Annotated in this window: 11 protein-coding genes, 1 pseudogene and 1 riboswitch; of the genes and pseudogenes, 7 read left to right on the top strand and 5 right to left on the bottom strand. The window is 70.4% G+C overall.

Going from position 1 to position 14,345, the window contains the following annotated elements:
- Positions 1–25: 25 nt before the first annotated feature.
- From ACFCXS_RS33125 to ACFCXS_RS33135, 3 genes are read right to left on the bottom strand one after another with little or no spacing between them, the layout of a single operon-like run.
- On the bottom strand, positions 26–913 hold the full coding sequence (locus tag ACFCXS_RS33125) for an ABC transporter permease (RefSeq protein WP_376647060.1): 888 nt from the start codon (positions 911–913) through the stop codon (positions 26–28).
- Complete coding sequence (locus ACFCXS_RS33130) at positions 903–1,871, bottom strand: ABC transporter permease (RefSeq protein WP_376647061.1); 969 nt, start codon at positions 1,869–1,871, stop codon at positions 903–905. The genes ACFCXS_RS33125 and ACFCXS_RS33130 overlap by 11 nt, the downstream gene beginning before the upstream one ends.
- Positions 1,872–1,906: 35 nt before the next feature.
- Complete coding sequence (locus ACFCXS_RS33135) at positions 1,907–3,493, bottom strand: ABC transporter substrate-binding protein (RefSeq protein WP_376647062.1); 1,587 nt, start codon at positions 3,491–3,493, stop codon at positions 1,907–1,909.
- A 144-nt stretch (positions 3,494–3,637) separates the two neighbouring features.
- Here ACFCXS_RS33135 and ACFCXS_RS33140 point away from each other — a divergent pair, with 144 nt between their 5' ends.
- Positions 3,638–4,084, top strand: a complete 447-nt coding sequence (locus tag ACFCXS_RS33140) for an NUDIX domain-containing protein (protein WP_376647063.1) — start codon at positions 3,638–3,640, stop codon at positions 4,082–4,084.
- A gap of 28 nt (positions 4,085–4,112) precedes the next feature.
- On the opposite strand, the gene ACFCXS_RS33145 is transcribed toward ACFCXS_RS33140, so the two are convergent.
- Both ACFCXS_RS33145 and metE read right to left on the bottom strand, forming a co-directional pair.
- Positions 4,113–4,646, bottom strand: coding sequence for a GNAT family N-acetyltransferase (locus ACFCXS_RS33145; protein ID WP_376647064.1), 534 nt, complete (start codon positions 4,644–4,646; stop codon positions 4,113–4,115).
- A 187-nt stretch (positions 4,647–4,833) separates the two neighbouring features.
- Positions 4,834–7,152, bottom strand: coding sequence for a 5-methyltetrahydropteroyltriglutamate--homocysteine S-methyltransferase (gene metE, locus ACFCXS_RS33150; RefSeq protein ID WP_376647065.1), 2,319 nt, complete (start codon positions 7,150–7,152; stop codon positions 4,834–4,836).
- Positions 7,153–7,304: 152 nt separating this feature from the next.
- Positions 7,305–7,539: riboswitch (cobalamin riboswitch) on the bottom strand.
- 189 nt (positions 7,540–7,728) lie between these two features.
- Here metE and ACFCXS_RS33155 point away from each other — a divergent pair.
- The 6 genes and pseudogenes from ACFCXS_RS33155 to ACFCXS_RS33180 all read left to right on the top strand — a co-directional run.
- A pseudogene (locus tag ACFCXS_RS33155) lies at positions 7,729–7,941 on the top strand (hypothetical protein); the annotation flags it as partial.
- A 574-nt stretch (positions 7,942–8,515) separates the two neighbouring features.
- Complete coding sequence (locus tag ACFCXS_RS33160; RefSeq protein WP_376647153.1) at positions 8,516–9,865, top strand: enolase C-terminal domain-like protein; 1,350 nt, start codon at positions 8,516–8,518, stop codon at positions 9,863–9,865.
- Positions 9,862–10,629 carry an SDR family NAD(P)-dependent oxidoreductase gene (locus ACFCXS_RS33165; RefSeq protein WP_376647066.1) on the top strand — a complete coding sequence of 256 codons (768 nt, stop codon included), beginning with the start codon at positions 9,862–9,864 and terminating at the stop codon, positions 10,627–10,629. Before ACFCXS_RS33160 ends, ACFCXS_RS33165 begins: the two co-directional genes overlap by 4 nt.
- A 39-nt stretch (positions 10,630–10,668) precedes the next feature.
- Positions 10,669–11,712 (top strand): sugar ABC transporter substrate-binding protein, encoded by a 1,044-nt coding sequence (locus ACFCXS_RS33170; RefSeq protein WP_376647067.1) that lies wholly within the window; start codon positions 10,669–10,671, stop codon positions 11,710–11,712.
- A gap of 46 nt (positions 11,713–11,758) precedes the next feature.
- Positions 11,759–13,312 carry a sugar ABC transporter ATP-binding protein gene (locus ACFCXS_RS33175; protein ID WP_376647068.1) on the top strand — a complete coding sequence of 518 codons (1,554 nt, stop codon included), beginning with the start codon at positions 11,759–11,761 and terminating at the stop codon, positions 13,310–13,312.
- Positions 13,305–14,339, top strand: coding sequence for an ABC transporter permease (locus ACFCXS_RS33180; protein ID WP_376647069.1), 1,035 nt, complete (start codon positions 13,305–13,307; stop codon positions 14,337–14,339). Before ACFCXS_RS33175 ends, ACFCXS_RS33180 begins: the two co-directional genes overlap by 8 nt.
- The last annotated feature ends 6 nt before the right edge of the window (positions 14,340–14,345 follow it).

The following is a 14,345-nucleotide window of genomic DNA, read 5'->3' on the forward strand; positions in this document are numbered from 1 at the left end:
CCGCGTACGGAGAGAACCGGCGGGGTCACAGCATCAGCTCCGATCGGCGCCGGGGGTTGATCCGCTCCCGCCAGGCACCGGCGAGCCCGGCGATGGCGAGCGTGGGCACGATGATGAACAGGCCCGGGAAGAGGGTCGGCCACCACTGCCCCGCCAGCAGCGAACCCCGCGCGCCCTGGATGAGATTGCCGAGACTGGCCAGATGGGTGGGCAGCCCGAGGCCCAGGAAGGACAGCGCCGACTCGTGCCACATCGCGTGCGGCACCATCAGGACGGCGGCCAACGCGGCCTGCGGCAGCACCGCGGGCAGCAGGTGCCGTACCGTTACGCGCCACCTTGAGGCACCTCCGGAGACGGCGGCGTCGATGTACGGCCGTGAGCGCAGGGACAGTACCTCGGCGCGCACGAGACGGGCGGTGGACAGCCAGTGGGTGAGCGCGACGGACACGACCACCGGCCACACGCCGGGCCGGAACATGGCCACGATGAAGATGCCCAGTAGCAGGTGCGGCACGGAGGAGACGGTGTCGACGACCCGCATCAGAGCTCGGTCCGCCCAGCCGCCCAGCGCCCCGGCCGTGGCGCCGACGGCCGTGCCGATCACGGTCGCGGTCAGGGCCGCCGCGACCCCGACCAGCAGGGAGACGCGCAGGCCGTAGACACAGCGCAGGAGGAGATCGCGGCCGAGGTCGTCGGTGCCGAAGGGGTGCGACCAGCTCGGTGGGAGGAGTTTCGAGGACAGGTCGACGGCCTGCTGGTCGAGCTGGACCAGGGGCGGGACGAGGAGGACGGCCAGCACGGTCGCGGCCACCAGCGCGGCGGAGACGCGGACCCGTACCGCCCGGGTGGAGCGGCGGCCGGTGCCGTAGGACCGCCAGATGGGCTCGGCCGTGGCCGTGGGTTCACATGTCACTGAACTTCACCCTCGGGTCGAACAGGCCGTACAGCAGGTCGGCGAGGAGGTTGCCGAGCAGCACGGCGGCGGTGGCCAGGGTCGTGAGGGCGGCCAGCAGCGGGAAGTCGACGGCGGTGGCAGCCTCCACGGTGGCCGCCGCGATGCCCGGCCAGCTGAAGACACTCTCCACCAGCAGGGCGCCGGTGATGAGTTCGGGCACCCGGGAGCCGACCAGGGTGAGCACCGGCAGCAGCCCGGAGCGCAGGGCGTGGCCGAGCAGGACGGTGCGTTCGCTCAACCCCCGGGCACGGGCGCCGCGTACGGGATCCTCGGCGAGCGCGTCGCCGACCCCCTGACGGACGTACAGGGTGAACCAGGGCAGTTGGGAGACGGCGAGTACCCCGGCCGGAAGCACGATGTGGCTCGCGACCTGCCCGAAGGTGACCTGCTCGCTGGCGGTGTCGGTCAGACCGCCCGCCGGGAGCACCCCGAGCTGGAGGGCGAAGAGCCAGACGGCCAGGAGCGCGAGCCAGAAGACCGGCGCCGCCTCCAGGGAGTAGGCGACGGCGGTGACCATCCGGTCGAGCGCGGATCCGGGGCGGCGGGCGGCCAGCACGCCGAGCACCGTCCCCGCCAGCACGGCCACCACGAAGGCGACCGCGCACAACAGCGAGGACCAGACCAGGCGTTCGCCGATCACCTTGGCCACCGGCTGCCGCAGGACGCTGGACTGGCCGAGGTCGCCGCCGAGCGCGGCGGTCAGCCAGTGCCACCAGCGGGAGGTGAACGGCTGGTCCACGCCCAGGTTCTCCCGCAGCCGCGCCAGCGTCTTGGCATCCGCGCCGAGCGCGGCCGTACCGGCGTACGCCTTGACCGGGTCGAAAGGGGAGGCCGCCGCGATCGCGAAGACGCCGAAGGTAACGACGAGCAGGATCGGGGCGGCGAACAACAGCCGCCGCCCCGCCAGCCGCGCCATCGCACCCCAGGGCACAGATCTTCCGGGGCAGGGTGTCACTTCTTGGGCTGCCAGGCTTCGAGATTCCACCACGGGCCGGAGGCGAAGCCGTGCTCGTGCGGCTCGACCTGCGTGGTCAGACCGCTCCAGCGGTCGGCGAGGACGTAGACGTGGTCGATGTGGGTGAGGAAGGTGTAGCCAGGGTTCTTCACCAGCTCCCGCTGGAGGCTGTCGTACGCCGCCTCGCGGGTCGCCTGGTTCGAGGTACGGCGGCCGGTGTCGAGCGCCTCGTCCACGACCGGATCGTCGTAGCGGGCCATGTTGTTGAAACCGTCGCCGGCGAGCGAGGAGTGCAGCAGGGTGTAGAGGCCGTAGTCGGGGTCGCCGTTGCTGCCGAAGCCGGCCAGGACCGCGTCGGTCTTCATGCGCGGCTCGATGACCTCCCAGGTGGCGCTCTCCACCGTCACCTCGATACCGGCCTTCTTGGCGTCGGAGGCGTAGGCGAGGGCGTGGTCCTGGCGGACCTTGTCGCCGGAGGGGTAGAGGAGGGTGAAGGAGGCACGCTGCCCGCCCTTCGTCCGGATACCGCCGTCACCGGTCTTCCAGCCGGCCTGGTCGAGGATCCGCTTCGCCTTGGCCAGGTCCTGGTCGCGCTCGATGCCCTTCGCGAACCAGAGGTCGTCGACGGGCAGCGGCCCGTACGCCGGGCGTCCGGCGCCGTCGAGGATCTTGTCGACCATGGCCTGCCGGTCCATGGCGGCGTCCAGGGCCTGGCGGACGGCGCGGTCGGCGGTGACCTTGTTCTCCTGGGGGAGGGTGACCGTGCGGAAGTCGTAGGTCTTCGCGTCGTACGTCTTCTTCGTGCTGTCGCTCTTGAAGGTGGCGGCGAGGTTGGGCGGCAGGATCGCGCCGTCGAGGTCGCCGGAACGCAGCCGGGCGGCCCGCACGTCGTCGTCCTCGATGACCGCCATGGTCACCTTCTTCACCTTCGGCGCACCGCCCCAGTAATCGGGGTTGGCCTTGAAGGTGAGCTTCTCGCCCTTGCTCCAGGAGGCCAGGACGTACGGGCCGGTGCCGACCGGCTCGGTGTTGAAGGAGCCGGTGTTGGGGTCCTGCCCCTTCGCCAGGTGCTCGGGGACGACGGGCAGGACCGTGCGCCCCTCGAAGGGGGCGTAGGGGTACTTGAGGCTGAAGACCACCCTGTCATCGCCGTCCGCGCTCACCTTCTTGATGGCGTCCAGCTCGCTGCGGTTGGTGTTGTTGGTCTTCGAGTCGAGGATCGTCTCGTACGTGAAGACCACGTCGGCCGACGTAAGCGGCTTGCCGTCGCTGAACTTCACGCCGTCGCGCAGGGCGTAGGTGTAGGTCAGGCCGTCGGCGCTCACCTCGGGCAGGGCCTTGGCGAGGGCCGGCTTCAGCTTCAGGTCGGTGTCCCGGGCCAGCAGGCCGTCGAAGATCTTCGAGTTGCCGTCCTTGCCGTAGCCGAGCAGCGGACTGAGCGTGTCCGGCTCGGAGGCCACCCCGATCACGACGGAGTCGGCCGCGTTGCCGCTGCCTGTGCTGTTGCCGGGGGCCGAGCAGGCGGCGACGCCGGTGAGTATCGCCGCCGTGGCGGCGGCTGTCCGTATCCGACGGACCGTCATGGACCTCACACCCTTAATGATGATCTCAAGCTGTTGCATATTAATTGCAATAAGGGCTACCCGGGCAGGTCGGAGGGCAGTCCGGTACCGGAAGGTTCTTCTCGGGCCTCATCCGGACCGGGCTGTGAGGGGAGGATGGCGTCCATGACGCAACACGCCGCAGGCCGTGTCCCGGCGGAGGCCGCCGGGGGAGGGCAACCGCTGGTCGTCGTGGCGGCTGCCGTCGTACGGGCCGGACGGCTCCTGGTCGTGAGCAAGCAGGCGGCCCCGGAAGTCTTCTACCTACCAGGAGGCAAGCCCGATCCGGGTGAGGAACCGCTGGAGACGCTGTCACGTGAGCTGGACGAGGAACTCGGCGTCCGTCCCGTCACCCCACGCCTGCTGGCCGACGTCGAGGCCATCGCGGCCCTTGAGGGGGTGCCGATGAGGATGACGGTGTACGAAGCCGGCATCAGCCAGGATCCCCGGCCCGCCGCCGAACTGGCCGCCCTGCGCTGGATCTCCGGTGCCGCAGACGGTCTCGAACTGGCTCCGGCGGTCAGGGACCACGTGCTGCCGCTGCTGAGGGAACGTGGCCTGTTGGAGTGCTGAGCAGGCTGGACTCGGACCGCCCGCGTGGTTACTTCGGCGCGAGGAACACCACGATGTCCGTCTCGTCGCCGGGCAGTGGTGCGGGCTCCTCCCAGGCGATGCGGCGGTAGAACGCGAGGGTGTCCGTCGCCTGACTCCAGGCCAGCAACCAGGCCCGCCCGTCCGGCACGGTGGCAGTGAGGGCGGACAGCAGCCGCCGTCCCAGACCGGTCCCGCGGGCGTGGCGCCGTACCCCCAGCTCGTCGACTTCGAAGGCCCCGACCAGCAGCTCGTCCACCCGGACCGCGCCCAGACGGCGCGTCACCTGGGCGTAGGCGCGGTCGGTGCGGAACGGTGCGAGGGTGGTCCAGCCGGTGGCGAACCCGTCGATCTCACCGTGCTCCGACAGGGCGAGTACGGCGCGGAATCCGGGACGGTGCGCGTCGGTCTCCAGCCGCTCTCGGAACGCCACCCGGGTCTTCTCCTTGTTCCGGTGCTGCCAGGGAGGGGCGGTGAAGACCTCTGCGTATGCCTCCGCGAGTTCGTCGGCCACGGTGAGGATGTCCTGGGTGAAGTGCCGCATGGAAGGTGAACCTATCCGCAGACGTGGGGCGACGGGGAACTGGAGATGCCGTGAGCGATCGCGGTAACTGGGGCCGTCGCCGGGGAACCACGTTGATCCGGCCTGTGGCCTCGTACGCGAGGCCGGATCAGCGGGCATTGCCAAGGGGGAGGGAACGGATTCCCTCCCCGGCAGGCGGGCGTCAGCCTCAGGATTCGGAGATTTCCTCGCGGACGGTGCGGGCCGCGGTCACGAGGTTCTCCAGCGAGGCGCGGGTCTCGGGCCAGCCCCGGGTCTTCAGGCCGCAGTCGGGATTCACCCAGAGCCGCTCCGGAGGGATCGCCTCAAGTCCCTTCCGTAGGAGGGCGGCTGCCTCGGCCGCGCTCGGTACGCGGGGGGAGTGGATGTCGTACACGCCGGGCCCGGCCTCACGCGGGTAGCCGTGTGCGGCGAGTTCGCGGGCGACCTGCATGTGGGAGCGGGCGGCCTCCAGGCTGATCACGTCGGCGTCGAGGTCGTCGATGGCCTGGACGATGTCGCCGAACTCGGCGTAGCACATGTGGGTGTGGATCTGGGTGTCCGGCCGTACGTCGGAGGTGGTGAGGCGGAACGCCTCGGTGGCCCAGTCCAGATACGCGGTACGGTTTTCGGCGCGCAGGGGGAGGGTTTCGCGCAGGGCGGGCTCGTCGACCTGGATGACCGAAGTTCCTGCCGTCTCCAGGTCGTTGACCTCGTCGCGCAGGGCGAGGGCGACCTGGCGGGCGGTGTCGGCGAGGGGCTGGTCGTCGCGGACGAAGGACCAGGCGAGCATGGTGACCGGTCCGGTGAGCATGCCCTTGACCGGGCGGGAGGTGAGGGACTGGGCGTACATCGTCCAGCGCACCGTCATCGGTTCGGGGCGGGAGATGTCGCCGGCCAGGATCGGCGGGCGGACGTAGCGGGTGCCGTAGGACTGCACCCAGCCGTGCTGGGTGGCGAGGTAGCCGGTGAGCTGTTCGGCGAAGTACTGGACCATGTCGTTGCGTTCGGGCTCACCGTGCACCAGGACGTCGAGGCCGGTCTTCTCCTGGAAGGCGATCACCTCGCTGATCTCTGCCCTGACGCGCTCCTCGTAGGCCGCTGTGTCGATCCGGCTGGCGCGCAGATCGGCGCGGGCGGTGCGCAGTTCGCCGGTCTGTGGGAACGAGCCGATGGTGGTAGTGGGCAGCAACGGCAGCTTCAGATAGGCCCGTTGGGCGGCGGCTCGCTGACGGTACGGGTAGGAGCGGCGCGTGTCGAACGCGGTGACGGCCGCCGCGCGGGCCCGGACGGCCGGATCGCGGGTGATCGGTGAACCCGCCCGGGAGGCCAGGTCTGCCCGGTTGGCGGCGAGTTCCGCGGCGATCGTGTCGGTGCCCTGGGCGAGTCCCTTGGCGAGGGTGACGATCTCGGCGGTCTTCTGGCGGGCGAAGGCGAGCCAGCGCAGGATCTGAGGCTCGATGTCCCGCTCCGCCGCCGCGTCGAGAGGGACGTGCAGGAGGGAGCAGGAGGCGGCCACGTCCACCCGGTCGGCCAGTCCCAGCAGCGTGCCGAGCGTGGTGAGCGAGGCCGACAGGTCGTTGACCCAGATGTTGCGGCCGTTGACCACACCCGCGATCAGGCGCTTGCCGGGCAGCCCGCCCACCCCGGCGAGGGCGTCGAGGTTGGCGGCGGCCGACTCGGTGAAGTCCAGGGCGAGTCCCTCGACCGGCGCCTTGGCCAGCACGGGCAGGGCGTCGCCGAGCCGGTCGAAGTACGAGGCCACCAGCAGCTTCGGCCGCTCGGTGAGGGCGCCGAGGTCGCGATATGTGCGCGCGGTGGCGTTCAGTTCGGCCGGGGTGCAGTCCTGGACCAGGGCGGGCTCGTCGAGCTGCACCCACTCGGCGCCCGCCGCCCGCAGGTCGGCGAGGACCTCGGCGTACACCGGCAGCAGCCGGTCGAGGAGGGTGAGCGGCGCGAAGTCCGCGGGCACGCCGGGGGCGGGCTTGGCCAGCAGCAGGTAGGTGACGGGACCGACCAGGACGGGCCGGGCGGCCAGACCGAGAGCGAGGGCCTCCTTCAACTCGGCGACCTGCTTGGCCGAATCGGCCGTGAAGACCGTGTCCGGCCCCAACTCCGGCACTAGATAGTGGTAGTTGGTGTCGAACCACTTCGTCATCTCCAGCGGCGCGACGTCCTGGGTACCGCGCGCCATGGCGAAGTAGCCGTCCAGGGCGTCGGCTTCGACGGCGGCCCGGTGCCGCTGGGGGATCGCGCCGACCATGACGGTGGTGTCGAGGACGTGGTCGTAGTACGAGAAGTCACCGGTGGGCACTTCGTGGATGCCGACGTCGGTGAGCTGCTGCCAGTTCGTACGGGGTAGCTCGGCCGCGGTGTCCTGGAGCGCGGCGGCGGTGACGCGGCCCTTCCAGTAGCCCTCGACGGCCTTCTTCAGTTCCCGGCCCGGTCCCTGGCGGGGGTAGCCGTACACGGTGGCCCGTGCTGCCGCGGCTGCGGACTTCGATGTCACGGAGATCTCCTTCGCGAGATGATTCCCTGAGACCCGGCGACGGGACGAGAGCGCGAAGGGGTGACGGACCGGACGGAAACGGCTCGTTGGCCGCCCGCTCGGTATGCACGCCGACCCGCCCACGAGGTCACCGGGACATCCGCGTACGAGTCGTCCGTACGCGGGCAACGGGCAGGTCTTCGGACTCACGGGCACGTCCCGTCGTACGAAACCGCCGTACGAGACACCTACTGGCCGTCGCTTCCCAGGCCCTGTACCTCGGGCCCAGTGCGTATGACGGCGGTCGTTCCCGCTCACCGCTGCGGGGCAGTCCCGGATTCCCACCGGGTTCCCTCTTGCGACGCGCCTGCCTGGCGGACAGGGCGAACCAGCTGCGCGCCACAGCCTATAGCCACCGAGGCGACACGGCTGTACCGCTTCGGCGGCACCGGCTTGACAGACGAACCGCACCACCTCGCGAAGGACGACACCACGATCCAAGTGACCGTCGGCCACCCGTGGCAGCGACGTACCCGATCTGGCCCAAGGACCGACCGGAGCAGGTCGCGGACAACCTCGCGGGGGTACAGCTCCTCCGTGACCACCAACCGCGACGACGCGTCCCGTGGACTGACACGCGCGGAACTGCTCGCGCTGCCTGCAGCAGTGGACCTGGAGACGGCGAACCGTGCGCTGTCCCTCAGCCGCACCACGGGATACCAGCTCGCCAAACATGGGCGTTATCCGTGCACGGTCCTCCGGCTGGGCAACGCCTATCGGGTCGTCACCGCCGATCTGCTCAAGCTGCTGCGCATCGACGTGGCGGAGACCGCGGAAGCCGAAGAGGCCGCCGCCGCGACGACGACGGCCGACGACGTCCCTGCGGCCTGCTGTTGCTGCAGATGCTGTTGCGCTCATCGCTGCGGGCGGCCTGTGTGATCCCGACAAAATGTGTCAGCATGGTGGCGTCGAGGGCCTACTTGTCTTCGCGTACCGCGTCGCTCAGGGGGCGGGGAGCGCAAGGGGAGCGCGGACGCCTGTGGACGGCGTAACACGGCGTACCGGCAGCGGGACCGCGATCGGTGCTCTGATCTGCGAAAACAGGATCTGATGCGATTGCGTGGCACACCTCGTCACGATCCCTATCGGGCTCGTAATGCGTAGGTCTCGGGTTCGAATCCCGAAGGCGGCTCTCTCTGAGGCCAGGTCAGATTCCTTCTGACCTGGCCTTTTGCGTTACGGCCCGGCAGCAAGCCCCCCGGCGACACGAGCCTGCTGAAGCGCGGACGGGGCTTTTGTGCGATATACAGTCATTTGGGTACCCCGCTTGCCGTCAGGCTTGATTCTCTGGAGTCCTCCCGATGACGTCGATGAGTCGCCTGCCATGAGGCCCCACCCGACGCGGGGGCGGATCACGGCGCTGGACGCCTACGACATCCGGTTTCCCACGTCGCGCCGGCTCGAAGGGTCGGACGCCATGAATCCCGATCCGGATTATTCGGCGTCCTATGTGATCATCCGCACCGATGCCGGGGACGGGCTGGAGGGGCACGGGTTCTGCTTCACCATCGGCCGGGGCAATGAGGTCGAGGTGGCGGCGATCGACGCGTTGCGCCCGCATGTGGTGGGGCTGCGGCTGCAAGAGGTCCTCTCCGACCTCGGAGGGTTCAGTCGCTCGCTCGTCGGCGACAGCCAGCTGCGCTGGCTGGGGCCGGAGAAGGGCGTGGTGCACATGGCCATCGGGGCGGTGGTGAACGCCGTGTGGGATCTGTACGCCAAGCGGGAGGGGAAGCCGCTGTGGAAGGTGCTGGCCGGGCTGTCGCCCGAGCAGGTGGTCGAGTTGATCGACTTCCGCTATATCGAGGACGCGCTGACCCCCGATGAGGCGCTGGAGATTCTGCGGCGGGCGCGGGGCGGGACGCAGGAGCGGCAGGCGCGGCTGCTCGCTGCGGGGTATCCGGCGTATGCCACGTCTCCCGGCTGGCTCGGTTACCCCGACCGCAAGGTCGCCGGGTTGGCACGGGAGGCCATGGACAGCGGGTTCGGGCAGATCAAACTCAAGGTCGGCGTCGATCCCGAAGACGATGAGCGGCGGTGCCGTACCGTGCGGGCGACGATCGGCCCCGGCGTGCGGATGGCGCTGGACGCCAATCAGCGCTGGGGGGTCGACGAGGCGGTCGGGTGGATCGGGCGGCTGGCGGAGTTCGACCCGTACTGGATCGAGGAGCCGACCAGCCCGGATGACGTTCTCGGTCTCGCGGCGATCCGCCGGGAGGTGGCGCCGGTGCGGGTGGCGACCGGCGAACACGTGCACAACCGGGTGATGTTCAAGCAGCTGCTCCAGGCGGAGGCGCTCGACTTCCTGCAGGTGGACGCCTGCAGGGTCGGGGGAGTCAACGAGAACGTGGCGATCCTCCTGCTCGCGGCCAAGTTCGGGATCCCGGTGTGTCCGCACGCGGGCGGGGTGGGCTTGTGCGAGCTCGTGCAGCACCTGGCGATGTTCGACTACCTTGCGGTTTCCGGCACCCTTCAGGACCGGGTCATCGAGTACGTGGATCATCTGCACGAGCACTTCCTCGACCCGGTCGTGATCGTCGGCGGGCGGTACGCGGCCCCGACCGCCCCCGGCTTCAGCTCGGCGATGCCGCCCGAGTCGCTCGCCGCGTACGCGTTCCCCGGCGGCGCCGCCTGGCAGAGCCCGTACGACGTGCCGGCCGAGGGCCCCCCGGCATGACGCCCGGCGGGGAATTCCAGGGACTGGCCGCGGTCGTCACCGGCGGGGCGTCCGGGATCGGCCTGGCCACCGCCGAGACCCTGGCCGCGAGGGGGTGCCGGGTGGCGGTGCTCGACCGGAGCCCTGGGCCCGTGCCCGCATGGCTGCACCCGGTACAGGCCGATGTCGGGGAGGCGGCCTCGGTGGCCGAGGCCGTGAGCCGGGTGGCGGACTTGTTCGGGCGCCTGGACGTGCTGGTCAACAACGCCGGCATCGGCGCACTGGGCACCGTCGAGGACAACGCGGACGACGAATGGCACCACGTGCTGGACATCAATGTGCTCGGCATCGTCCGCACCAGCCGGGCGGCACTGCCTCACCTGCGCCGGTCTCCCAGCGCGTCCATCGTCAACACCTGCTCGGTCGCGGCGCTGGCCGGGCTGCCGCAGCGGGCGCTGTACGCGGCCAGCAAGGGCGCGGTGCTCGCACTGACCCTGGCGATGGCCGCCGACCACAGCGGTGAGGGCATCCGGGTCAACTGCGTCAACCCAGGAACCGTGGACACCCCCTGGGTGCGTCGGCTGCTCGAACACTCCGACGACCCGGAGGCCGAACGCGCCGCTCTCGCCGCCCGTCAGCCCACCGGCCGCCTGGTGACCGCCCAGCAGGTCGCGGACGCCATCGCCTACCTCGCCGGGCCACTCGCCGGTGCCACCACCGGGACGGCACTCGCCGTGGACGGAGGGATACACGGCATCCGCACGCGTCCGGACTCCTTCCACTGACATGACCAGCCACTGACCGCTTACTCGGAGCCGAGCATCATGAAGCGACGCATCGCTGCTGTCGGAACAGCCCTCGCACTCGGCTGCGGGCCGGCCGTCACCGCCTGCGGTGGCGGCACGAGCAGCCCGACGGAGAACGCTTCGGGCAAGGCCGGGGTGGTGCTGCCGCTGCTCACCTCACCGTTCTGGGAGTCCTACGACTCCTACATCCCCAAGCAGGCCGCCGACCAGGACGTCCCAGTGCTCCAGACGGTGAACTCCGACTCCGATCCGAGCAGACAGATCACCGACATCCAGAACCTGCTCGCCCAGAACGTGAAGGGCCTGGTCGTCTCGCCGCTGGACTCCGCGGCGATCGTCGCCGGGCTGGACGCCGCGCAGCGCAAGGGCGTGCCGGTCGTCGCCGTCGACGTGGCGCCGGACAAGGGCAAGGTCGCGATGGTGGTCAGGGCCGACAACCGTGCCTTCGGGGAGAAGGCCTGCCGGCAGCTCGGCGATGCGGTGAAGACGGGCAAGGTCGTACAGATTCAGGGCGACTTGGCGTCGGTCAACGGGCGGGACCGGTCGGAGGCGTTCAGCGCGTGCATCAAGAAGAACTACCCCGGCATCAGGGTGCTGGACATCCCCGCCGTCTGGAAGGCGGAAAGGGCGGCGGCCGGTCTGGAGGCGCTGTACACCGCCAACCCCGACATCAAGGGCATCTACCTGCAGTCCGGCGGCGTGTACCTGGCCCCCACGCTGAGCACGCTGCGGCGGCACGACGCGCTGGTGGCGGCGGGCAATTCCCGGCACATCGTGATCGTCTCCAACGACGGCATCCCGCAGGAGCTGGACGCGATCCGCAAGGGCCTGATCGACGCGACGGTCTCCCAGCCGGCCGACCAGTACGCCAAGTACGGCATCTTCTACATCAAGCGGGCGATGGAGGGCCAGACCTTCCACCCCGGCCCGACCGACCACGACAGCACCATCGTCCGGCTGCCCGGCGGAATCCTGGAGGACCAGCTCCCGGCACCGCTGGTGACCGAGGGCAACGCCGACGACCCGTCGCTGTGGGGCAACCAGATCGGCAAGAGCTCCTGATCACCCGGAAGGCCGTCTCCCCGGGCCCCCAGGAAGCGAGAGGGCGATGAAGCAGAGGCCACCGACCCACTCCCGCGCCGACGACGCCGGCCGCCGTGCGGTGGCCGAGGCCCACGGGATCCGGAAGCGCTACGGGCCCACCGTGGCCCTGGACGACGTGCGGATCGCCGTCCGGGCCGGGGAGTCGCACGCCTTGGTCGGCCGTAACGGGGCCGGCAAGTCGACCCTGGTGGCCGTTCTGACCGGACTGCTGCGGCCGGACCGCGGGGTCGTCCTGTTCGACGGTGAACCCGCGCCCGGCCTGGCGGACCGTGAGGCGTGGCAGCGGCGGGTCGCCTGCGTCTACCAGCAGTCGACGATCATCCCTGATCTCACGGTCGCCGAGAACCTGTACGTCAACCGGCAACCCACGGTTCGTGGCCGGGTGATCAGCTGGCGGCGGATGCGCGCGGCGGCCCGCGAGCTGCTGGACGAATGGGGTGTGGAGGTCGACGAGAACGTCCCGGCCGGCGGGCTCACGGTCGAGGACGCCAAGATGGTGGAGATCGCACGGTCGATCTCGCGCGGAACCCGGTTCATCATTCTGGACGAGCCGACCGCCCAGCTGGACAGCCGGGCGATCGACCGGCTGTTCACCCACGTCCGGCGGTTGCAACGGGCCGGGATCACCTTTCTCTACATCTCCCACCATCTGGAGGAGGTCTACGACGTCTGCCAGGTCGTCACCGTCCTGCGGGACGCCCGCTGGATCACCACCGCGCCCGTGGGCGAGCTGGGCAGGAGCGAACTCGTCCAGGCGATGACCGGAGAGCGGGGCGCGGGTGCGGTCCCCGGTTCCGGCGCGATCCGGTCGCGGCCGGCGGAACACGCGCCCGCGGCCGTACGGGTGGACCGGCTGAGCGGCCCGCATTTCACAGACGTCAGCTTCGCCGTCCGGTCCGGGGAGACGGTGGGGCTGACCGGGCTCGCGGGCTCGGGGAGCCGTCAGGTCGCCGAGGCGGTGGCAGGGCTGTACCGGCCCGACAGCGGGCGGATCGAGGTTCTCGGCCGTGCGACGCGGCCGGGCAGCGTGACCTCGGCGCTCGCGGCGGGCGTGGGCTGTGTGCCGCGCGACCGGCACCACGAAGGCCTGGTACCGGAACTGTCGGTGGGAGAGAACGCCTCCATGACCATCACGGACCGGCTGGGGCGACTGGGTGTGATCTCGCGCCGGGCCAGGGACGCCTTCGCCCGGCGGACGATCGCCGGTCTCGACATCACGACGGACGGTCCGGCCCAGCCGGTCAAGGACTTGTCGGGCGGCAACCAGCAGAAGGTCGTCATGGGCCGGGCGCTGGCCAACGACCCGGGGGTGCTGGTGCTCATCAACCCGACGGCGGGTGTAGACGTGAAGTCCAAGCGGGCGCTGCTGGCGGTCGTCGACCGGGCCAGGGCCGCGGGACGTGCGGCGATCGTCGTCTCGGACGAGCTGGCGGACCTGCGGACCTGCGACCGCGTGCTGGTGATGTTCAACGGCTCGCTCGCCGCCGAGTACACCGTCGGCTGGACCGACGAAGAACTGGTGGCCTCGATCGAAGGGGTCGGCACCGGCCATGAATGACACCGCGCCGAACGGCCCGACGCCCGGTGCTGGACCGGACCTGGCGGCCCACCGCCCCCTCCGCGCGGTCGCCCTCGGCCGGATCCGCGACCTGGCGCTGCTGCCCGCGGTGCTCCTGCTGCTGGTCATCGGCGCGGTCAGCAACGAGAGCTTCCTCGAGCGGGACAACCTGCTGAATGTGCTCAGCGCCTCCTCGGCGCTCGGGTTGCTGGTGCTCGCCGAGGCGGTGATCCTCATCAGCGGCAAGATCGACCTCTCGCTGGAGTCGGTCGCGGGGATCGCTCCGGCGCTCGGCTTCATGACCGTGATCCCGGCCGCCTCGGCGGGTTTCGGCAGCGAGCTGCCCGCCTGGTCCGGCCTGCTGATCATTCCCCTCGCCGGAGCGCTGATCGGGGTCGTGAACGGTCTGCTGATCGTCAAGCTCCAGCTCAACGGCTTCATCGTGACCCTGGCGATGAACATCGTGCTGCGCGGAATCCTGGTCGGCATGGTGTCAGGCAAGACCCTGTTCGAGGCCCCGGCCGCGTTCTTCGCCCTGGGGTCCGACAACTGGCTCGGCATCCCCGTCTCCGTATGGGTGACCGGCGCCTGCTTCGCTGTCGCCGGGTGGGTGCTGCACTACCACCGGCTGGGACGCGCGGTGTACGCGGTCGGCGGCAACGCCCCGGCCGCGCGCGCGGCGGGCATCCGCGCCGACCGGGTGGCCTGGGGCGTTCTGGTCATCGGGGGGACACTGGCCGCGCTGGCGGGCCTGGTGATCGCCGGACGGGTCGGGGCGATCAACGCCAATCAAGGCCAGAACCTGATCTTCACCGTGTTCGCGGCCGCGGTCATCGGCGGCATCAGCCTGAACGGCGGCAAGGGATCCCTGGCCGGGGCGTTGCTCGGGGTCCTGCTGCTGGGCATGCTGGAGAACCTGCTCACTCTGGCGCAGGTGTCGTCCTTCTGGATCCAGGCCATCTACGGCGCGATCATCCTGGTGGCGCTGATGATCGCCCGGCTCACCACCGGCGAGGGCCAGGACTAGCGCACG

Source organism: Streptomyces sp. NPDC056373, from assembly GCF_042262425.1.
In the GTDB taxonomy this organism is placed as follows: Bacteria; Actinomycetota; Actinomycetes; order Streptomycetales; family Streptomycetaceae; genus Streptomyces.